This window comes from Paenibacillus sp. FSL W7-1332, from assembly GCF_037969785.1.
GTDB lineage: Bacteria > Bacillota > Bacilli > Paenibacillales > Paenibacillaceae > Paenibacillus_AQ.
Genome location: NZ_CP150209.1, coordinates 3,952,625 through 3,973,269, shown reverse-complemented (window position 1 = coordinate 3,973,269; position 20,645 = coordinate 3,952,625). Strand labels below are relative to the sequence as shown.

18 protein-coding genes are annotated in these 20,645 nt (G+C 48.9%); all 18 read left to right on the top strand.

From position 1 onward, the window contains the following. The first annotated feature begins 15 nt into the window (after nt 1–15). The 18 genes from MKX98_RS17690 to MKX98_RS17605 all read left to right on the top strand — a co-directional run bounded on the left by MKX98_RS17690 (nt 16) and on the right by MKX98_RS17605 (nt 20,623). The gene (locus MKX98_RS17690; protein WP_339217499.1) at nt 16–2,283 is read left to right on the top strand and encodes a rhamnogalacturonan lyase; all 2,268 of its coding nucleotides are present in this window, start codon (nt 16–18) and stop codon (nt 2,281–2,283) included. 175 nt (nt 2,284–2,458) lie between these two features. Next, entirely contained in the window at nt 2,459–3,256 is a 798-nt protein-coding gene (locus MKX98_RS17685; protein WP_339217498.1) for a polysaccharide deacetylase family protein, read from the top strand. A 28-nt stretch (nt 3,257–3,284) separates the two neighbouring features. Continuing rightward, nucleotides 3,285–4,571, top strand: coding sequence for an FG-GAP-like repeat-containing protein (locus MKX98_RS17680; RefSeq protein ID WP_339217496.1), 1,287 nt, complete (start codon nt 3,285–3,287; stop codon nt 4,569–4,571). An 88-nt stretch (nt 4,572–4,659) separates the two neighbouring features. Beyond that, nucleotides 4,660–5,595, top strand: a complete 936-nt coding sequence (locus MKX98_RS17675) for an aminoglycoside phosphotransferase family protein (RefSeq protein ID WP_339217494.1) — start codon at nt 4,660–4,662, stop codon at nt 5,593–5,595. 39 nt (nt 5,596–5,634) lie between these two features. Continuing rightward, nucleotides 5,635–6,012: a hypothetical protein gene (locus tag MKX98_RS17670; RefSeq protein ID WP_339217493.1), complete on the top strand. Its 378-nt coding sequence runs from the start codon at nt 5,635–5,637 to the stop codon at nt 6,010–6,012. Further along, nucleotides 5,967–6,632: a TetR/AcrR family transcriptional regulator gene (locus MKX98_RS17665; protein ID WP_220685084.1), complete on the top strand. Its 666-nt coding sequence runs from the start codon at nt 5,967–5,969 to the stop codon at nt 6,630–6,632. The genes MKX98_RS17670 and MKX98_RS17665 overlap by 46 nt, the downstream gene beginning before the upstream one ends. 117 nt (nt 6,633–6,749) lie before the next feature. After that, nucleotides 6,750–7,418 (top strand): pentapeptide repeat-containing protein, encoded by a 669-nt coding sequence (locus MKX98_RS17660; protein ID WP_194542928.1) that lies wholly within the window; start codon nt 6,750–6,752, stop codon nt 7,416–7,418. A gap of 97 nt (nt 7,419–7,515) precedes the next feature. Beyond that, nucleotides 7,516–8,745 (top strand): serine hydrolase domain-containing protein, encoded by a 1,230-nt coding sequence (locus MKX98_RS17655; RefSeq protein WP_220687402.1) that lies wholly within the window; start codon nt 7,516–7,518, stop codon nt 8,743–8,745. Nucleotides 8,746–9,006: 261 nt separating this feature from the next. Beyond that, nucleotides 9,007–9,891, top strand: coding sequence for an AraC family transcriptional regulator (locus MKX98_RS17650; protein ID WP_339217489.1), 885 nt, complete (start codon nt 9,007–9,009; stop codon nt 9,889–9,891). A 104-nt stretch (nt 9,892–9,995) separates the two neighbouring features. Next, nucleotides 9,996–10,994, top strand: coding sequence for a phytanoyl-CoA dioxygenase family protein (locus MKX98_RS17645; RefSeq protein WP_339217487.1), 999 nt, complete (start codon nt 9,996–9,998; stop codon nt 10,992–10,994). A 14-nt stretch (nt 10,995–11,008) separates the two neighbouring features. Then, nucleotides 11,009–11,803, top strand: a complete 795-nt coding sequence (locus MKX98_RS17640) for a sugar phosphate isomerase/epimerase (protein ID WP_339217486.1) — start codon at nt 11,009–11,011, stop codon at nt 11,801–11,803. A 372-nt stretch (nt 11,804–12,175) separates the two neighbouring features. Next, entirely contained in the window at nt 12,176–13,327 is a 1,152-nt protein-coding gene (locus MKX98_RS17635) for a GntR family transcriptional regulator (protein ID WP_194542925.1), read from the top strand. A 39-nt stretch (nt 13,328–13,366) separates the two neighbouring features. After that, nucleotides 13,367–14,185 carry an MBL fold metallo-hydrolase gene (locus MKX98_RS17630; RefSeq protein ID WP_339217484.1) on the top strand — a complete coding sequence of 273 codons (819 nt, stop codon included), beginning with the start codon at nt 13,367–13,369 and terminating at the stop codon, nt 14,183–14,185. Nucleotides 14,186–14,226: 41 nt separating this feature from the next. Further along, complete coding sequence (locus tag MKX98_RS17625; RefSeq protein ID WP_220685091.1) at nt 14,227–15,345, top strand: extracellular solute-binding protein; 1,119 nt, start codon at nt 14,227–14,229, stop codon at nt 15,343–15,345. A gap of 87 nt (nt 15,346–15,432) precedes the next feature. Continuing rightward, nucleotides 15,433–16,461, top strand: coding sequence for an ABC transporter ATP-binding protein (locus MKX98_RS17620; RefSeq protein WP_339217481.1), 1,029 nt, complete (start codon nt 15,433–15,435; stop codon nt 16,459–16,461). Next, nucleotides 16,458–18,167 carry an iron ABC transporter permease gene (locus MKX98_RS17615; RefSeq protein WP_339217479.1) on the top strand — a complete coding sequence of 570 codons (1,710 nt, stop codon included), beginning with the start codon at nt 16,458–16,460 and terminating at the stop codon, nt 18,165–18,167. The genes MKX98_RS17620 and MKX98_RS17615 overlap by 4 nt, the downstream gene beginning before the upstream one ends. 234 nt (nt 18,168–18,401) lie before the next feature. Further along, nucleotides 18,402–19,328: a DUF2268 domain-containing protein gene (locus MKX98_RS17610; protein WP_220685093.1), complete on the top strand. Its 927-nt coding sequence runs from the start codon at nt 18,402–18,404 to the stop codon at nt 19,326–19,328. A gap of 98 nt (nt 19,329–19,426) precedes the next feature. Continuing rightward, entirely contained in the window at nt 19,427–20,623 is a 1,197-nt protein-coding gene (locus MKX98_RS17605) for a hypothetical protein (RefSeq protein ID WP_339217476.1), read from the top strand. Nucleotides 20,624–20,645: the final 22 nt, after the last annotated feature.

Sequence of the window (20,645 nt, the reverse complement as noted above, 5' to 3'; positions counted from 1 at the left end):
GAGGGGTGTCGATTTATGAAAACCGTCCATGAGCAGCACAAGTTTGATGCACAGAAGACATCCGGGGTACAGATGGAATTTCTGGACCGGGGGTTGGTTGCAGCAGCGACAACAGAAGGAATTTTTCTCAGCTGGAGATTGCTCGGGAATGAAGTGACCGGTTATAGCGGTAACGGAATGATCGGCACCAATTTCAACCTGTATCGTAGTGGCGACTTTATCGCAGCTGTCCACGACACCACCAACTATTTGGACCCCAGCGGGACATTAACATCGGTTTATTATGTTTGTGCCGTTGTGGACGGACAGGAAGTCGACCGATGTGCCGATGTCACTCCCTGGGTCGGTCCGTACTATGAATTACCTCTTCGAAAACCGGCGGACGGCGTCACGCCAACTGGCCAAATCTATACATACGCGGCAAATGATATGAGCGTCGGGGATGTAGATGGCGACGGTGAGTACGAGTACTTTGTAAAATGGGATCCGTCCAATGCCAAGGATGTATCGCATTCCGGCTACACCGGTCCGGTATATATCGACTGCTATAAGCTGGACGGAACTCTCCTCTACCGGATTGAGCTTGGTGTGAACATTCGGGCGGGAGCTCACTATACACAATTTCTGGTCTATGATTTTGACGGAGACGGGAAAGCTGAGCTGATGTTCAAGACAGCGCCCGGTACGAAGGTCATAAGGTACGATCAGGAAGGTATAATGTCCTCCGAAGCCTATATAACCATGCCTCCGGAGGATGTGGCTGCGGGGTATAGTCATCAGGACGACTATCGAATGTGCAGCGCGGACTACTATAGGCATATTGTCCATATGTTTATGAGCTGGCACTCGCATGAAGAGGTATTGACCGGTCGTTGGCCCTCTACACTGGAAGAATGCTTCGGAATCGATCGTCGTTACAGTTATCCTTTGCTAAAGGAGGATGCGGAGCGGCTGGCCGATTATTTTCTTGACGTCTATGCTCCCAGCCGGAGCGGGCGCAACAACTTGCGATCATTCGAGGGCTTTATTCTTGAAGGGCCAGAATATTTAACTGTTTTCCAAGGACAAACAGGCGAAGAATTGGAGACGATCCCCTATAAGCCGGGGCGGCATGATGACGGTCTGATGTGGGGGGATTATGCTTGGAATCGCATCGAGCCCGGAAACCGCGTGGATCGATTCCTGGCAGGAGTTGCCTATTTGGACGGGAAAAAACCGTTTGCGATCTTTGCTCGAGGTTATTATACCCGGGCTGCCGTCGCAGCTTATTCCTGGGACGGAACGCACCTTAAGGAGCACTGGTTCGTTGACAGCGGTTGGGTTTCGATGAATAATCCTTTTCATGATACGCTCCGTCTGGAGGACGGCCGGAATGAGAACTTTGGCAGCCTCGCTAAACAAGGGGCGCATTCCTTAAGCATTGCAGATGTAGACGGAGACGGCTGCCATGAAATTATTTACGGGTCGGCGACCATCGATCATGACGGATCCATGTTATACAGCTCCCGAGGTGTAATGCCACCGGAAAGCAAGGCACCTGGAAAAATCGCCAAGCTGGGTCACGGCGATGCCCTTCATGTAGCGAACATTGATCCAGACCGGCAGGGATTGGAGATTTTCATGGTGCATGAAAGCGGTGACTCGGGACCTTACGGATTCACTCTGCGCGACGCGGCCACTGGCGAGGTATTGCACGGCGGTTTCGCCGTCGATGATGTAGGGCGCGGGATGATCGGACAGGTTGATCCGAACCAAAAGGGGCTTCAAATATGGTGCAGCGAGGGTTATGAAAGCGATGAAGCATTCGGCTTGATGACATGTAGAGGAGACCAAATGGCAAAACAGATTCCGGGCACGAACATGAGCATCAAGTGGTCGGCCAACATGACAACACAGGTGATCAACGGAAGTTTCGACGAGCCTGTTACAATCGACGATTGGAAACAAGGCAGGCTGCTTACGGCAGAAGGTGCAGTTTCCAATAACGGAACGAAGGGAAATCCTTGCCTTGTCGCTGATGTTTTCGGAGATTGGAGAGAAGAGCTGCTAGTACGAACAAAGGATAGCTCGGCGATTCGGATCTACCTGAGCACCGAGGTAACCGACCGAAAATTGTATACGTTAATGCATGATGCCCAGTACAGAACCGGTGTCGCATGGCAGAATGTGGTCTATAACCAGCCCTGCTACACAAGCTTTTATTTTGCTTCCGATATCGATTGGGCGAAGGTCCCTACCCCAAATCTATATTTACCTCGTGTATGCATACATGATCGCAACTGATGTTTCCGCGGGTGGCCATCCATGTTTGTTGACTTTTTTAATTGGGGCAAATGATCAGTTTAGTACTGGCTGCTTCTCAGTGAAACCAGGTTATCCGTCAGTTGCGCTCCGCTCATTGACGAAGGGAATTTGCAGTACGTCTGCTGTGGAGTATATACGCTAAGGAGGAAACAGGATGGCGAAAATTTTGATGTGCTTTCCGGAAGGGCGGCACAAAGCGTTAACGATGAGCTACGACGACGGCCGATTCGCCGATCGGCGGCTGGTAGACACGTTTAACCGAAATGGGCTTAAAGGAACTTTTCATATCAATTCCGGACTGGTCGGAACGCATGACAAGGTGGGTGCAGATGATGTCAAAACGCTCTATACAGGTCACGAGGTGTCGGCACATACGCTGACTCACCCTACGATCGCTCGCTGCCCGAACGAGCAAATCGTGCACGAAATCATGGAAGATCGGCGAAATCTGGAACGTATCGTGGGTTATACGGTGCGTGGGATGTCGTATCCGAACGGCTCTTACAACCACAGAATCAAAGAAATGCTGCCAGGTCTCGGCATGGAGTATGCCAGAGTCGTTGACAGCACTGGACATTTCGGAATGCCGGACGATTTTCTGGAATGGAAGCCGACATGCCACCATAATCGTGACCTGATGAAGCATGCGGAAACCTTCGTCAGCTTGCACAAAAAGCAATATCTGTATCTGATGTACGTATGGGGCCACAGCTACGAGTTCGATAACGACGATAATTGGGAACTTATGGAAGAGTTTGGTGCCTATATTGGGGGCAATCCGGACATTTGGTATTGTACCAACATTGAGCTTGTCGATTACGCCAAGGCATTCGAAAGGCTGAAGTTTGCAGCTGACTTGGATTTTGTTTACAACCCTTCAGCGTTAAACGTCTGGTTGAACGTGGACGGAGAGATCGTCGAAGTGAAAGGCGGCGAGTTAATCAAGTTTTAATACGAAGAGAGGAATGGAGGAAAGTAGGATGAACCAAGGGATGACCAAAGAACCTATACTCATCGGCAAGCTGGATATACGGGCGGCAGGTCCACGCTGTAAAATGCTGCTCGGCGACTTAAACGGAGACGGCCGGATGGAGATGCTGCTCGTGCAGCCCGACAACCGCCAAGACGTGCGTTATATTCCCCATCAGGTGCAGTGCCTCACTGCGTTTGATCTAGAGGGGAATCTGCTCTGGCAAACGGGGAAGCCGGATCCGGGAGCAGGCAGCCAAGGGTCGGACTATCCGGCACAAATTGTCGATATCGACGGAGACGGCCGGTTGGAGGTGCTGTGCGTTATGGATAGCCGGCTCATCGTCATCAACGGGCACGACGGAAGCGTTAGGTCGTCCCATGAGCTTCCGGACCCTGAGGCGCACGACTGCATTATCATTGCGAATTTGACAGGCAACCCGAATGGGCGAGATTTCATTCTTAAGGATCGTTATCATCGCATGTGGGCTATGGACCGGAACTTCAATTTGCTCTGGACGCACGAGGGCAACCCCGGCCATTTCCCTTGGGCATATGATTTGGACCGTGATGGATACGACGAAGTGATGGCCGGTTATACGCTGCTGGACCATGACGGCACGCCGTTATGGAGCTGCCGTGAATTGGATGATCACGCCGATTGCATTTGGATCGGTGATGTGAACGGCGACGGAGAGCCTGAGCTTGTGATCGGAGGGAGCGTAACGGTCATGTATGACCGTTACGGCAAGGAATTATGGCGCTACGAAGGGTCAATCGAGTCACAGCATATAGCGCTCGGGCGCTTCCGAAGCGACTTGCCGGGAATGCAAATTGCCGGGCTGGATCGACTCGTGAGAGAGGACGACGGTAAGGGCTTAATTGGCAAGGACGCCTTGTTCCTGCTTGACAGCAGCGGACAAGAGGTGTGGAAGGAAGACCGAAAGACACCCGGCTGGCTTACGATTATCGAGCCTTTGAGCGGGTGGGCGGTTGGCGCACCAGACTATATTTTGGCATACCGGCGCGGTGGGGGCATCTTCCCAACATTGTATGACGGTCATATGAACGCGGTCGTGGAGTTTCCTTCCGAGGGCTATGCCGTCCATGCTGACCTATGGGGCAGCCATACGGAGCAAGTCATTATATACAGCAGTGAAACCGCGTCCATATATTCGAGCATGCCTGCGGATCTGAGCGAGATCCCTTCGGGTATTCCGCTGTCGCAGCCGAAACGCTTGTCCTGCTCGACATTGTATCCGGGCGGGGAGGTTCCCCCAGCTATCTCATTAAGTTAACGCACAAGGATAGTTTAGTTATAAACGTACTTTCCAAAAAAAGTGTGGTAATCTATTCGAAATACGACACTTTAGAGGGTGATAAACTGTGGGAGAGTCTGTAGCTACGCAAGCAGAACGAATTGCAAGCGATTTTCTTCATGAAGAAATAAAAACATCTTACCAGATCATAGGAAAAGGCATCGTAAATCAGGTTTTCGTAGTTGAAACCAAGAGTCGTAAAGTCGTAGTTCGCATGAACGACTCAGCTGCATTTCCAAGCTATGTGAAAGAAAAATGGTGTATTGAACAAGCTGCCGCGATTGGTATTCCCGGACCTGAGGTGTTGACCATTGGTGTAATTGATGAAACCGCATATATGATTCAAGCTTTCGTTGAGGGAGACAACGGGGTAGATAGTACGGCTCTCAAGACCGATGTTTGGAGGCAGCTTGGCAAATATGCCAAACTTATTCATTCGATCCCAGTGAAGGGATATGGGGAAAATCTAATAGATCCGGTCCATGGTGAGTTTCATTCCCCTTCTCATGCAGGATCGGACGGCAGTTGGCTAGGATATGTACAGTATAATATCAATAGTTTGACGGAGAATGATCGATTGATTGAGCTCGGAGTAATCAATCATACGAAATCGCAGAGAGTGCGAAAACTGTTTGAGAATTTGAAGAAAGAAAGGTTCCGTTTCGGTTTAAACCATGGAGACTTTTCATTGAAGAATACGATTATCAATCAGTCGGGACAAGTCATATTATTGGATTGGGGCAATGCAGAAGTAAGAACGGTACCGCATGGGGATATGATTTGGCTGATGCGGTGCCAAATGCTAGACGGAAATCCGAATACGGAAGAATTCAAAGCATTTCAAGACGGGTACGGCATAAGTGCAGAAAACCTAGCTGATATGAGACATTTGCAGCTATTAAGCGCGTTCGATAACCTTCGATGGGCCATTGATCGAAATCCGGATCTGATCGAATCCTATGCTGCGTTTGCAAAAAAAGTTGTTGATATGATGATGGACTAGCAGAGATTGAACGATGCTTATGTATCTCAGTTAAACAAGGTGAAGAAAATGATTGGATTAACGGGAAACGTTAGTTTAACATATCGGAGCAGTTTGCCGGATGGTACAGGACTGCTAGACCAGATGATTCACCTTGAAATAAAGGAAGTGGATATCAATCAGAAACCTCGCCCCTACTTTGGTGTGGTTTTTTTTTTGCCTGGGGATGGTGGTATAGCCGCGTATCCGCGCCTTCTATTGAATACAGAAGCCAATAACTCTGGCAATGAAAAACGAAAATCAATAAACTTCAAAAAGGGGGTTGACATCATACGGATGATTGGATATATTTGTTACATACCAACCGAATGTATGAAAGGAGCTGCGGGCGAATGGCAAGAAATAAATATCCGGAAGAAACCATCAACCAAATTCTAACCGTGGCGCTTAATCTGTTCATGCAAAAAGGATACGAGCAGACCTCCATTCAGGATATCATCAATGAACTGGGCGGGCTGACAAAAGGCGCGATTTATCACCACTTCAAGTCAAAGGAAGAGATTTGGCAGGCCGTCATCGATCACGCGTTCAAAGGCGTTGACGAGATGCTCTCCGGCATCCGGGATGACAATGGGCTGAACGGCCTGGAGAAGCTACGGAAGATTTCCCAACTCTCTCTCGACAATGCTGCTCACAACGAACTGGCATCGGTGGCGCCGAACCTCTTGCGCAATCCGAAGCTGCTGGCGGCCCAGATCGAGAACATCCTCGAAAAAGCCGTACCCGTCTATATCCAGCCCATCATCGAACAGGGAATGCGAGATGGCTCGATTCGAACCGACTACCCAAGGGAGCTTAGCGAAGTCCTGGTGATTCTCACCAATATTTGGCTAAACCCGGAGGTCATTGAGGCTTCGCCCGAGATGATGCTTCATAAGGTAAGATTTTTCGATGAAATATTGAAAGGCCTGGGGCTTGATCTGTTCGATGAGCAAATGTATCAACGATACGAGGAATTGTTTCGAGTGTCAGCGAGAGATGTCAGCAAAGAAAACTAAACTGCCGAGAGGCAGCTTATTTTTACACCTATTCATACCAACGGTTGGTATGAATAGGTGATCCGGATTCAAAGTAATGGTGTTAGAAAACTAATTATAAGGGAGACGTGAATATTTATGAATCAAACCAAAACCTCTAACTCGCAGGAACGGCAAGTAGTGACAAACTTTAACGCAAGCAATCTGACGAAAAGCGACTTTGCAGGCGTTACGGCCCATAATGGACAGTTTAAAAGCAGCTCGCTCTCCGGTTCCGACTTTTCGGGCGCTGATTTGACCGGAAGTTCGTTTAAGAGCAGCGACGTACACGGTGCCCATTTTGACGGCACGAATCTGACGGACTGCAACCTGTCCACCCTTGACCTGGCCCATGCAAGCTTCAATAAAACGGTCCTTGTGCGCACCAACTTCAGTAAGTCGAGGTTGGCCGGCGCAAAATTCTTGGGCGCCAAACTGACCGACGTCAATCTGACGATGACCGATCTTAGAAACACCGTCTTTGAAAATTGTATGTTCGACGGGGTAGATTTCACAAATAGCGATCTGACTGGGCTGGTGTTTGACAGCCAAACCTTCATCGGCGTCAAGTTTGACAAAGCAGGGTTGAACGGCGTTTCGTTCAAGGGCGCGGTAATCAAGAATTCGTCTTTCCAAGGACCTTTGTTGTCCAAGAAGTATTACCGTGCCATCAAAACCATCTGCTTTGACGGCGCAACGATGGATAAGCTGACCTATGCGGCGCTTAAAGGCCTGGAGGCCGATTTGTCCAAGGTTACGGTTATTTAAGACAAATGGAAAACGCAAAGCCGGGCGAAAGTGTAGTTTAAAACAATGGGATTTACAAAAAAATTAAAGTGAGGGATATCAAATGAATAAGATTGCAATGGGACATAGCAACAAAGGATTCACTGAAAAAGGGTTGCGCAAAATGCACGACGTGCTGGCAAGGCATGTCGATTCCGGAAAGATTCCAGGGCTCGTCGCCCTAGTCAGCCGGAACGGTGAGACGCACGTCGAAGCGATTGGCACGATGCGCCATGACGGTGGCGCTCCTATGAGTCGGGACACGATCTTCCGGATGGCATCCACTACCAAGATGGTTGGGGCCGCGCCGGTGATGGTCCTGCTCGACGAGTGTAAGCTGCATCTCGACGACCCAGTAGACACATGGCTGCCCGAACTTGCCAACCGGCAGGTGCTGAAGCGACCCGACGGCCCGCTGGACGACACGGTGCCGGCACGGCGGCCTATCACCGTCCGGGACTTGTTGACCTCTACGTTCGGGCTCGGAGTGGATATGACGTTAATGGGCTCTCCGATCCAAAACGCGATCTTCGAGAATGGTTTATTTGACACGCCAGGGCAGGAGATGCCGGAGCCGGATGAGTGGATGCGCCGCTTGGGTACGCTCCCGCTATGCTACCAGCCCGGAGAACGATGGCAGTACCACATGAGCAACGAAGTGCTCGGCGTACTCGTTGCGAGGGTTACCGGTCAGACATTCGAGACGTTCCTGCGTGAACGCATCTTTGAACCGCTGGGGATGAAAGATACCGGCTTCTACGTGCCCGAAAGCAAAATTGACCGGCTGCCTCCGGCCTACGTTCCCGATCCGCAGACCGGCGAGTTCATGGTATGGGATGAGGCGGCAGGCGGACGCTACAGTAAGCCGCCAGCGTTCCAAGCAGGCGGCGGTGGGTTGCTGTCAACCGTAGACGACTATCATGCGTATTTACAGATGCTGCTAAACCAAGGGATGCACGGGACCGAACGAATCCTGTCCCGGCCTGCTGTCCAGCTGATGACCACGAACCGCCTTACGCCCGAGCAGCAAGCATTCCGAGACGACTTGGCCAAAAACAATGTCCATTTGTCGCATGGCCAAGGGCAGCACGGTGGTTGGGGTTTCGGAATGGCGGTACGCACCTACCGCGGCGACTATGCTTCCATCGGCCAATTTGGCTGGGACGGCGGAAGCGGCACCTCGGCGTACGCCGACCCGGACAAACAGCTTACCGGAATCCTGCTCACTCAAGTCGGAATGTCCACCCCGGATTCGGCGCATCTTATCCACGACTTCTGGACTATGGTCTATCAGGCAATCGAAGACTGACTAGTACGTCTGCCATCAACCCACGACATCTAACGCTCAGCCGCCCTGGTGGCCGAACCGTCGATGTTTCCACCATTTCACAAAAATAAACTCGCTTAAAAGCCGCGAAGCTGCGGCTTTTTGTGCTTTAACGATACATGTTCTTGTTAAAACCCATATACACTTAGTCGAAAATGATAAGAAGATATATGGTTAACCATAGACCTTTGGTACAATCGTAACAACAACAGACAAAAGCAGGGAGGAAGGCGGTAGAGAGGAATGACTGAGCAAGAATGGCCGGTAGTTCATAACGTCGGCGACATTATTATCCAGGCCGGTTTCATACTCGGTGCGAGAACCATTAACGATTACGAACTGGTTTACTTCCCCGACGGTTCTGGAACAGTCTATGAGATAGGCGGTCAAGCCTTTCTATTAGATGAGCCTTGTTTCATCTTCACTCGTCCAGGAGAACAGCATTCATATCGTTTCTGCTCGGAGAAAAATGTGCGGCATATGTTCGTCCACTTTGACTACGCAGCCCTTCAGGAAGAGAATGAAAGGTTCGAACCTCTTTTTAGCCAGGGCAATCGGTTTCTCTCCAACCAGCATACGCTTGTTGCTGGTATGATGCAGAAGATGCTTTGGATTGCGAATCACCAATCTTCTTATTGGCGGAGACGGCTGGCTGTGCTTGTTGCCGCTTCGCTTGAAGAATTGTCGTCTCATTCTGGATATACAGATGAAGGGAGCGTACTCTCCTTGCCAGTCCCGATTCAACGGGCACTGGAATTCATGGAGGAGCATCTGGCGGAGCCCATAACCATCGAAGAAATCGCGGCACGATCCGGATGGTCGCATGAGCATTTCACCCGCGTGTTCGTTGTGTCCCTGGGTATGACTCCGAAACGAATGCTGCTGGAAAGACGGCTGCGCCGCGCAGAGTTTTTGATGATGAGGGGAGCAGGTTCGGTCAAACAAATTGCCTTTTCGGTTGGCTTTGGGGATGAACACCATTTCTCCAAAATGTATAAACGGATTCGGGGGATTACGGCCTCTGATTATCTTAAACGCTGCAATGATCCATTATTTCGTCATACGGCCGACCTTTTGGATTCGCGCACGCCATACCCGGTTAATCGATATATCTTAGTCAAACCCTAGATCAAATAAACACATCGTTTTCCGGTTTCAGGCCATTGAGAGCACGATTCCAGCGCGGGTACAATGAATGTGCAGACATTCTTAATGACGGAGGGATTCAAATAATGGGTACATTTTATGTCCCGAAATCACGCGCAAGGGACAATCGTTATTTGGTTAGTGTGAAGGAGTATACGAACTATCACAAGGAAGGCTATCTTATTGTTAGAGGCTTGTTGTCAAAGGATGATATCGCCGAACTGTTTGAGCTGGCGGAGGATTCTAGGCTCAACCGTCTTCAGCCGGACAAGACGGCGGATGCTGACAGCACGGATCCGCTCAAGGAAGAATTCGCGAAGGCGACACGGATTCATATGCTTTCCCGGGTGAATGTGGCGGCTGAGCGAGGTATGCTCCATCCACGTATTCTCGATGTGACTGAAGCACTGATCGGCCCCGACGTCTATGCTCTTCAGTCCATGCTCTTCCTGAACCCGCCCGGGAAGGGAGGACAGGGCTGGCACCAGGATTCCTGTTATATCAAGACGCACCCCGACACACTGATTGGAGCGTGGATTGCACTGGAGGAAGTGGATGAAGAGAATGGCTGCTTATGGGTCGTTCCGGGTTCGAACCACGAACCTGTGTATCCGCCTGATGGAATCGGTGGAGGGAACGTTCATGCAGTGGATGCGTTTGAGGATTTAAACAGCGTCCAGAACGTCAGCCATACAGACGATAATGTGAATACGCTTTCAAAGGTAGTCGCCGGCTATCCGTCGCCAATTCCTGTTATTTTGAGCCCGGGAGACGTGCTGTTTTTCCATTCACATCTGTTCCACCGTTCTTTTCCTAATCGAACTTCGGACCGTTACCGCCGATCTTATGTGTGTCATTACTGCAACGCCCGGTCATGGGTTCCTTGGGATCATGACGGATTCGAAGGAAACTCGGGTAATTACCGTCAAATTCTGGCGCGCGGAAGCACGCATCTGCCATATGCCGAGCCTGTATTCGGTACCGAGGTGTTTCTGTCTGATGAGGAAGTAGAATCGAATAGCGTGACCATGATGGGAATGGACAATGGCATGATGATGCCGATGGGGATGACGAAGGACGATTAAATCTAGGGAGGATTATGATGGAGCTGCAATTATTTCATGCTTTTTGGGGCATGGAGGGGACATTAAGAGAGAAATTCGAGCGAGCTTATATGAACGGCTATCAAGGTATTGAAACAGGGCTTCCGAATGATGCTGACAAGAATGAATTTATGGAGCTGCTGCAAGAGTTCAAGCTGTTATATATCCCTCAGATATTCACTTATGGAAATCATAAGGAGGTTTATCACGAGCAATTGGAAAGTGCATTGGAGTTTTCGCCGATCTTCGTAAACTCCCATACCGGTAAAGATTACTTTTCTGAGGAAGAACAAGATTCACTTTTTGAGTTCGCTTTGAGCATGGAAAAGAAGCTGGGCGTTGACGTGGCGCATGAAACCCATAGAGGACGCGCCATGTTCACTCCTCGTGCAACCGTGAAGCTGCTGAAAAAATTCCCGGAATTGAAAATCACGGCGGATTTCAGCCACTTTACCTGTGTCTGCGAATCATTGCTGCATGATCAAGAAGAGGATATGGCCTTTATGATTAGGCGTACCCTGCATACTCATGGAAGAGTGGGATATGTTAACGGTCCTCAGGTTCCTCATCCGGCAGCACCTGAATATGGGGAGGAACTGGCAAGATTCGAAGGCTGGTGGGAACAGATTTGGGCGCATTGCAGCCAAGCAGGCAAGCCGTACTTCACGGTAACCCCTGAGTTCGGTCCGGTCAGCTACATGCCTCGCATTCCATTTACAGGAGAACCTGTGGCCGATTTGTTTGAGATCAATCACTGGATCGCGGACCGCTTTAGGCAGAAATACAGCTAGACCAAGGGATTATGCAGTCAGAGAACTTTGAGACTTTAATGGGCAGTGCGTGAACGGGGATCAGGTTAAAAATAGCCGCCAGGTTTAGACTGGCGGCTATTTTGTGTGTCATTTGACATTTTTGCTTGGGGTGCGGCATTATCCCATGCATTTGCTAACGATTATGGAGCGATCACGGATGTAAAGCTTTATGTGAAGCGAATAATATATCACTGATATGTATTTCTTGATATAGGAACGCAGAATTGCGATTTAACATAGAATTTACGAGAATTTTACATATATATCATTGAATATGTCAGTGACATAACTTAACGTCAAATTAGATCCCTTGCGGATACGAGTCGACTCAATGATTTGAGGGATAATTTGATGAAAGATGTACGTTTGATTAAACAGAATCAATTATATCACCGGGTGGCTGATCAGGTGATCGAGATCATTAAGAGCCGCAGGCTGCGGCCCCATGATCCGGTTCCATCCGAAGGAGAGCTTGCCAAGCTGTTCGGCGTGAGCCGAATGACAAGCAAGCTGGCGCTTCAAAAGCTGGCCGAACAGGGATTGGTGTACCGCCTGCCCCGAAGAGGGACCTTCCTTGCCCAGCCTCAAGAAGGATTGATGGTCGATTCAGGGATTTCTACCCAGGGCACCGTGGCGGCGCCGGACGTGGAGAGGCCGTTCGGACAGATCGCGCTCATCTTGCCCCATTTGTCCGATTACACTTCCAGGATTATCGCCGCCGCCGAGGCTGAAGTGCGAAAGCACGGGTGCGACCTCATTCTGAAAATGACGAAGGATTGCGACGATGAGGATCTCTGTCTGGAGAGGTTGGCCGAAGGAGGAATTACCGGTATCATTCTGTTTCCCCAGGGGCGGAAGACCTGCAGCGATCAAGTATTGCGATTAAAGCTTCGCAAACTGCCGCTGGTGATCATCGACCGTATTTTTCATGAAGTGGAGATCGATTGCGTGTATCACGACCACTATATGGGCTCTTATCAAATGACCAAGTATTTGATCGAGAAGGGGCACCGGGAAGTCGGATACACTTCGAACGCGATCGATCATATCACAAGCAGGAAGGAGCGGTACCAAGGCTATATCCAAGCGCTGCTCGACCATAAAATTCCGGTCAAGTACCAGAACATTCATTTTCGAAGCGTCGCTTGCGATACCAGACGCATTAATGAGCTCGATCCGGAGCAGGAGCGGTTTATTCAGGACAACCCCCGGATGACGGCCATCATGTGCGGGGATGACCATGTCGCCATCTCGACCATTCATACCGCACTGCAGATGGATATTCCGGTTCCTGAAAAGCTGTCCATCGTCGGCTTCTCCGATATCCAGTTAGCGGCATATATTCCAACCCCGCTTACGACGGTTCGACAAGATACCGAGAAGCTTGCCCGATCGGCCGTTGATTTGCTGATGAAACGCGTTGGCAACTCCAACGAGAATCCAATCACCATTAAAATTCAAACATCGATTGTAGAACGACAATCCGTTCTGTCCAGGACCTAAAATGGATCACTACAGTTTGCATGGCAAGGAGAAATGACTTTGAAAATTCACTTTCTAGGAACCGCAGCCGCAGAGGGCTTTCCCAATGCATTTTGCCGCTGCGAGCATTGTACCAAGGCACGGGAGCTTGGTGGAAAAAATATCCGTACACGAACTTCGGCTATCATGGACGATGTAATCAAATTTGACTATTCCCCGGATTCCTATATGCAGGCGCTGCGGGACAATATCGATCTGGGGGCAATCGAGCACCTGCTCGTCACGCATTCGCATTCGGACCATTTCAATGCTGCGGATCTGGAATGCCGCAGGGAAGGGATTGCGCACGGCCTCCAGCATCCGATGCACATCTATGGGAATGGTACCGTGATGCATCACACGCGTGCCGCCATCGGCCGCTTTGAAGGTCAAAGGTATCAATTCCATTTGTTGCGCCCGTATGAGACCTTTGCTATGGGCGATGCAAGGGTAACGCCATTGCTGGCCGATCATGACCGGATGGAAACCTGTCTATTATACGTGATCGAAAAGGAAGGAAAAAAACTGCTGTACGGGCATGATTCGGGCTGGTTCCCGGATGCGACTTGGGCATGGTTAAAGGGCAAAAACCTGGATTGCGCCATCCTCGACTGCACGCATGGATATACAGGGAATGCCCGCGACCGCAATCATATGTGCGTGGAAACGGTGCTGGAAGTCCAGCGCGAGTTCCAAAAAGAAAATATCCTGAAGCCTGAAGGCCAAATCGTCGTCACACATTTCAGCCATAATTCCAAGCTGCTACATGAGGATTTTGTCCGTATCTTCAGCCCCGCCGGAATTCTACCGGCATATGACGGGTTGATCATCAACATTTAAACCAAACAAAATGACACGATCAAAGGAGAGTTAAGGGAATCATGAGAAAACTTTCAATGGCACTACTTCTCATTATGTGTGTGATTGTTTCGGCTTGCGGAGGCGGCAGCAATGCCGGCAATGCAAACGGTGGCACTTCGGAGTCCGGAGCGCCGGCCGGAACACCGGCTTCAACGGAATCGTCGTCTACGGAATCAGACCAGAATGAAAAGCTGATCGTGTACACGAACGCGAACTCTGACGGCCGCGGCGAATGGCTGATCGAGAAAGCGAAAGGTGCTGGATTTGACATCGAAATTGTCGGAGCGGGCGGCGCCGACTTGACGAACCGCTTGATTGCCGAGAAGAACAACCCGATCGCGGACGTCGTATACGGCTTGAATAATATGCTTTATGAGAATTTGAAAAAGGAAGACGCTCTGGCTAAGTTTGTTCCAAGCTGGGCCGGTGACGTTGAGCAGGGTTTAAACGATCCGGAAGGCTACTATCATGGTCTTGTGAAGCAAGCGATTCTCCTTGGTTATAACCCGAACGAATTCACGGCCGATACCGCGCCAAAAGACTGGACGGATCTTTATAAGAACGATGCGTACAAAGGGAAGTACGAAGCTCCTACGCTGCTTGGACAAAATACGCCTCGCCTTATTGTAGCGGGGATTCTGACCCGCTTCCAAGATCCGAATGGTGATCTCGGCATATCCGAGGAAGGCTGGAATGAAATTCAGCAATTGTATGACAACGGCGTCAGCGCAGTCGAGGGCGAAGATTTCTATGCCAATTTGGCCAGCGGTAAAACGCCGCTAGGAGCGCTCGTCTCCGGAACCCTGCAGCAGAAGGAAGAGCAATATAACGTGAAAGCAGGCATTGTCAGTCCGGAAATCGGCGTACCTATGGTCGTGGAACATGCGGCAATCGTCAACGGAACGAAGAAGCAGGCAACGGCGGAGCGGTTCGTGGAATGGCTCGGATCCAGCGAAGTTCAAGGAGGATTTGCGGCTGAGTTCAATGCCATGCCGGCAAATACGAAAGCGGTTGAGCAAGCCAATGAGTCCGTCAAGGAACTGTTTACTTCGTTAAAACCACAAGATTTCGAATGGGCTTTTATTGCTGAAAACATGGATCTGTGGGCGGAGAAAATCGAGTTGGAGATTATGCATTAAGTAACGGAATGGAGTCAAGCCGGCTGCATGTTGGGGATGCCAATATGCAGCCGTTCATTCAAGTACAACAAAAAGGAAGAGAATAATATGATTACATTCCAGAACGTTGATATTAAATTCGGTGAATATCATGCGGTCAAAAACCTTAATTTGCATATTCGGGAGGGGGAATTCTTCACGTTCCTTGGTCCTTCGGGTTGCGGGAAGACGACGACCCTTCGCAGTCTGGTCGGGTTTATTATGCCTACGAGCGGACAGATCCTGCTGAAAGACGCCGACATTACCCGTTTGCCGATCGAAAAAAGAGAGATCGGGATGGTATTTCAAAGCTATGCGCTCTTTCCAACGATGAATGTGTACGAGAATATCGCTTTTGGCTTGCGAGTCAAGAAATTACCCAAGGCGGAATTGGATCAGAAGGTTCGGGACATTGCCCGGAAGGTTGATTTGAAAGATGATCAGCTGTTCAAGAAGGTATCGGAACTATCCGGCGGCCAGCAGCAGCGCGTTGCGATTGCCAGGGCGCTGGTTTTGAAGCCGAGCATCTTGGTACTGGACGAACCTTTATCCAACTTGGACGCCAAGCTGCGGGTACAGCTGCGCAATGAGCTGAAACAATTGCAGAAAAAATTCGGGATCACAACGATATATGTCACGCACGACCAGGAAGAAGCGTTAACGCTGTCCGACCGGATCGGAGTATTCAATCATGGAGTCCTGGAGCAAGTGGGCACGCCCATGGAAGTTTACAATCAATCCCAAACGGAGTTTGTGTGCAATTTCATCGGAGATATTAACCGGATCGATCCGCGGATGGTAGAGAACAGCCGGTTGAATGATGTTGTTCAGCCGGGGAATATCGCCTATATCCGCAACGAGAAGGTAAGTCTGCAGCCCCTGCAGGGTATCGATACGGTCCAATTGAAAGGCAAGATCGCGGACCGGGAATTTTACGGTTTATACAGCAAGTACGTATTGGAGATTGCCGGCGGCGGACGGTTAAAGACCATCGAAATAGAAAGCAGGCTCGTCCATCATGAGGTCGGCGACGATGTAGACATCTACCTCCCGACCCGCGATATTTTGCAATATCCGATGAGGGAGGGCGAAGCATGAATGCCCGGAACCTGAGCACCCGGCTGGCTTCCATAAACCCTGTCTCGATCCTTTTATACGGGTTGATTGTCTGGTTTGTCATTGCCTTTCTGATTTATCCGAACTTGAATATTTACGGCGAAATTTTCATGAAGGACGGCAAATTTACGCTGGAAGCGGCAGAGAAGCTGCTGTCGTCCGAACGCGCGATGCGAAGTTTATATAACAGCTTTATTCTCGCTTTTTCCCTTGTTATTACGGTAAATGTGGTGGGGATTACGCTGGTTTTGATTTCGGAGTATTTCGATATCAAAGGCGCGAAGATTTTGCGATTGGGTTATTTTACGACCCTGATTTACAGCGGAGTCGTGCTGGTGTCCGGCTATAAATTCGTCTATGGCGAAGAGGGGTTTATGACCAAGCTCCTGGTTCAATTATTCCCTTCTTTTAATACGACATGGTTTCACGGCTACTGGGCGGTTCTATTCGTCATGACGTTCGCCTGCACGTCCAACCACTTCCTGTTCCTGAGCAATGCGATTCGCAAAATCGACTTTCAAACGGTGGAGGCCGCGAGAAATATGGGGGCGTCTACTTGGTATATCCTCCGGCGGGTCGTGCTCCCGGTCCTGAAACCTACGATCTATGCGCTGACGATTCTGACTTTTCTCACCGGCCTGGCTGCCACGTCCGCGCCGCTTATCCTCGGAGGCAAGGAATTCCAGACGATTACGCCGATGATTCTGACGTTCTCGAGAAGCATGACGTCAAGAGATTTGGCTGCGCTGCTGGCCCTTATTCTCGGAGTGGCCACACTGGTGTTGTTGACCGTGATGATCCGGTTCGAACGTAAAGGTAACTTCATGTCGGTCTCCAAAGTCAAATCGGAGCTGGTCAAACAAAAAATCCGCAGCAAATCCGGGAATTTAGCCGCTCATATTTTGGCTTACGGCCTGTTTGTTCTCTACATCGTTCCGGTTGTGCTGATCATCATCTTTTCGTTCACCGATGCGGCCAGTATCTCTACCGCCACGTTGAATTTGAACAGCTTCACGTTGGATAATTACATTCGAGTATTTTCATCCATGTCGGCATTCAAGCCTTATCTCGTAAGTATTCTATATGCCACAGCTGCCTCGGTCATTGTTGTCGCATTGGCGCTGGTTGCGTCAAGGATATTGCATAAATATAAGAACAAGTGGGCGCTTGCCCTGGAATACGCATTGCTGATTCCGTGGATTCTGCCGTCAACGCTGATTGCGATCGGACTGATCGTAACCTTTAACACGCCGAAGCTGATGATCGGGAATACGGTGTTGGTTGGCACGGTCTGGATGCTTCTGATTGCGTATGTCATCATCCATATTCCTTTTACCCTGCGAATGGTCAAGGCCTCCTTCTTCAGCTTGGACAGCAATTTGGAAGACGCTGCAAGGAATTTGGGTGCCAAACCGTTTTATACGTTCAGAAAAGTATTGCTGCCGATCATTCTGCCATCGACGCTAGCTGTTCTTGCCTTGAATTTCAACGGAATTTTGGCCGATTATGACGTAACCGTGTTCCTCTATCATCCTTTGTATCAGCCGTTAGGAATCGTCATTAAGAACAGCACGGATGCTCAGGCGCTAGCAGATACCAAAGCGTTGACATTGGTTTATTCGGTGATATTGATGATCATGTCATCCGTTACTTTATATTTCGTATATGGAAGAAACAGCAGATCTTGAGTTGCCGGGTTAACATGCCACATAGGGACATGCCCGGCTTGCATTACCAAAAATAAACAAGGATCGAGTTGAATGACTTGGGAGCAGATGATGCCGCGGCAGCTGCTCCCTTTTCCATTAGAGGTAAGAGGGTAATAAATGAATATATCTATAGTTGGTGTATCATCGTTGTCTTCTTTTCAAATATGATGTTTGTGTATTATCTCTACGAATACATAACTAGGAGTGTGAGAAATGAATATTAAATCACTGCGCTCAGATCATATTTATCAAAAAGTTGCTCAAGCTTCGCCCGAGGAAAAGCTTGAAATGTTCAGAAACGAAATGATGGCTCCCTTTATGAAACAATGGCAGATTCAACAGATTCCTTTTAAAGCTGAAGAGGCGAATGGTTTTGACGTTATTACGTTTAATAGTATGATGCATCGATCCCCAGATCAGATTACCCCTCAAATTTCGGCAGAGATCGAGCTGATTTCGTCCGAATCATTTTGGTTAGAGTGTGAGCATGCTGTGAAGAAAAGCCTGCATCTATTCGCAGAGCATGAAATTAATCTCCCTGTAACCGACTATTTGTTTACGATTCAACTAGGGAATCCGGAAAGCCGTGCTTTAGTAATAAACGAAGGATATAGCGGCTTTGGGGGCATTCCCGGGTTTATCTGGGGTACACTCTTGCCAAACGAGTACACGATTCCTCGAATGAAGGCTTCGCTGGCGCACGAATGCAACCATAATGTGCGTTATCAATTTATTCAGTGGGATCACACCGTTAATTTGGGCGAGCTCATTGTAAGTGAAGGATTAGCTGAGAACTATGCTACGTTCATGTTTGGAGAAGAATTGCTCGGTCCCTGGGTAACGAAAACTAACGCAGAAACGCTTAACACACGCATAAAGCCTGTGCTTAGAGAGAAATTGCAATTAACGGGGTTTGATCAATTTGCTCCTTATCTTTACGGTGACGAGATCGCAAAACTTCAAAACTTTACACCGGTCAACATGCCTTATAGCGCCGGATACGCTTGCGGATATCATTTAATCCAATATTATTTACGAAGAACAGGAAGAACGATTTTCGAGGCCACAATAACGCCTGCTGCTCAAATCCTAGACGAAGTAAAAGAATTTTGGAATGAAGAAACCATGATTAGCTGTTAAAGATATTGTTCAAAATTTTAGCATTTAGCTTCAATACAATTCGTTATCCCATGCAACTGTCCGTATCAGGATGAATGGTTGAGAGATCAGCCACTAGAATGAGCGATACGATCAGCCTATGCCATGATTCGTATTTCCAATACGTGATCAAGAGGATGTATGTAGGAGGGGGGGATTTGATGGTTGATGTTTTTGCTGTAGCCGATGTCATTGTCAAACATATTAAGACCCATTACCCGCAAGATGTTGCGATTGTCGGATATTACGGATCCTATTTGCAGGGGAGGGCGACAGAGCGATCGGACTTAGACTTTTTCTTCATTCCGGCCACACCTAGAGGAAAACAAGTGGAATTACAGTTTATAATCGACGGTATCAGTTTTGATTTTTGGCCAATTGGATGGGATCGTGCTGAAAGAATGTCAGCTTCCGAAGATTGGAGTACGACCATTATTGCGGATTGTGAACTATTGTATGTGCGTTCCGATGAAGACCTGGCGAAATTCATGAAACTCCGTGAGACCATCTCTTCCATGGGGGAGCCGTCCAACACGTTAACATTGATCAATAGAGCTGAGGTTGTCGTGCGTGATTGTTTTACTAGCTTGATAAAGCTTCGTTTTGCCGGAGACTCCATGGATTTATCCTTTTGTCGGATACTGGCGCAAGAAATTGCCGCTACCATTTTTAAATCTCTTGCGTTGTTAAACCAAACGTACTATACACGCAGTTGGGGCCATTATCGCGAGCAAGTCAACAATCTCCCAATTAAGCCAGACCAACTGGATCTCTACCTTGATACAATGATGTTCAGCCATTCTAAAGATGAAATCAAGACTGCTTGCGAGAAACTGACTGTAGACACCCTTCATTTAATTTCAGAACGAAGAAACAAGCTCAAAGGATTACGTTCATACCATAATTGGATGAAGGGATACTATGAAGAGGAAAAAGGAATGCTTAACAAGCTCCTAACCGCTTGCGAAAAAGGCCACTATGAAACCGCGTTTTTCGTTGCTACAGGTCTACAAGATGGTTTGGCACGTATTTTGTACGCAGCCGAAACAGGACGCTGGCCTGCCATTTTCGATTTGGGGGAGTATCGGGAATATTATCATCGCTTCAGCTATCCGGATCTCACTGCGCTTCTGGATCCCGAGGATTTTGAACCATTGCGAATAGCTGTCCTGCAGCTGATCGAACAATTAGAGAATCATCTAAGAACAGAAGGTGTATCTTTGAACCAGTTCGACTCAGTTGCTGATTTCGAATCATTTTATGTAAGCAGAATTTGATTACTTGTCGTTTGTATGGTGT

Coding starts and splice junctions, on each gene's coding strand:
- MKX98_RS17605 (WP_339217476.1), top strand. CDS start 19,427: ATGAGCGATACGATCAGCCTATGCCATGATTCGTATTTCCAATACGTG.
- MKX98_RS17625 (WP_220685091.1), top strand. CDS start 14,227: ATGAGAAAACTTTCAATGGCACTACTTCTCATTATGTGTGTGATTGTT.
- MKX98_RS17655 (WP_220687402.1), top strand. CDS start 7,516: ATGGGACATAGCAACAAAGGATTCACTGAAAAAGGGTTGCGCAAAATG.
- MKX98_RS17685 (WP_339217498.1), top strand. CDS start 2,459: ATGGCGAAAATTTTGATGTGCTTTCCGGAAGGGCGGCACAAAGCGTTA.
- MKX98_RS17640 (WP_339217486.1), top strand. CDS start 11,009: ATGATGGAGCTGCAATTATTTCATGCTTTTTGGGGCATGGAGGGGACA.
- MKX98_RS17645 (WP_339217487.1), top strand. CDS start 9,996: ATGGGTACATTTTATGTCCCGAAATCACGCGCAAGGGACAATCGTTAT.
- MKX98_RS17610 (WP_220685093.1), top strand. CDS start 18,402: ATGAATATTAAATCACTGCGCTCAGATCATATTTATCAAAAAGTTGCT.
- MKX98_RS17665 (WP_220685084.1), top strand. CDS start 5,967: ATGGCAAGAAATAAATATCCGGAAGAAACCATCAACCAAATTCTAACC.
- MKX98_RS17660 (WP_194542928.1), top strand. CDS start 6,750: ATGAATCAAACCAAAACCTCTAACTCGCAGGAACGGCAAGTAGTGACA.
- MKX98_RS17615 (WP_339217479.1), top strand. CDS start 16,458: ATGAATGCCCGGAACCTGAGCACCCGGCTGGCTTCCATAAACCCTGTC.
- MKX98_RS17620 (WP_339217481.1), top strand. CDS start 15,433: ATGATTACATTCCAGAACGTTGATATTAAATTCGGTGAATATCATGCG.
- MKX98_RS17650 (WP_339217489.1), top strand. CDS start 9,007: ATGACTGAGCAAGAATGGCCGGTAGTTCATAACGTCGGCGACATTATT.
- MKX98_RS17680 (WP_339217496.1), top strand. CDS start 3,285: ATGAACCAAGGGATGACCAAAGAACCTATACTCATCGGCAAGCTGGAT.
- MKX98_RS17635 (WP_194542925.1), top strand. CDS start 12,176: ATGAAAGATGTACGTTTGATTAAACAGAATCAATTATATCACCGGGTG.
- MKX98_RS17690 (WP_339217499.1), top strand. CDS start 16: ATGAAAACCGTCCATGAGCAGCACAAGTTTGATGCACAGAAGACATCC.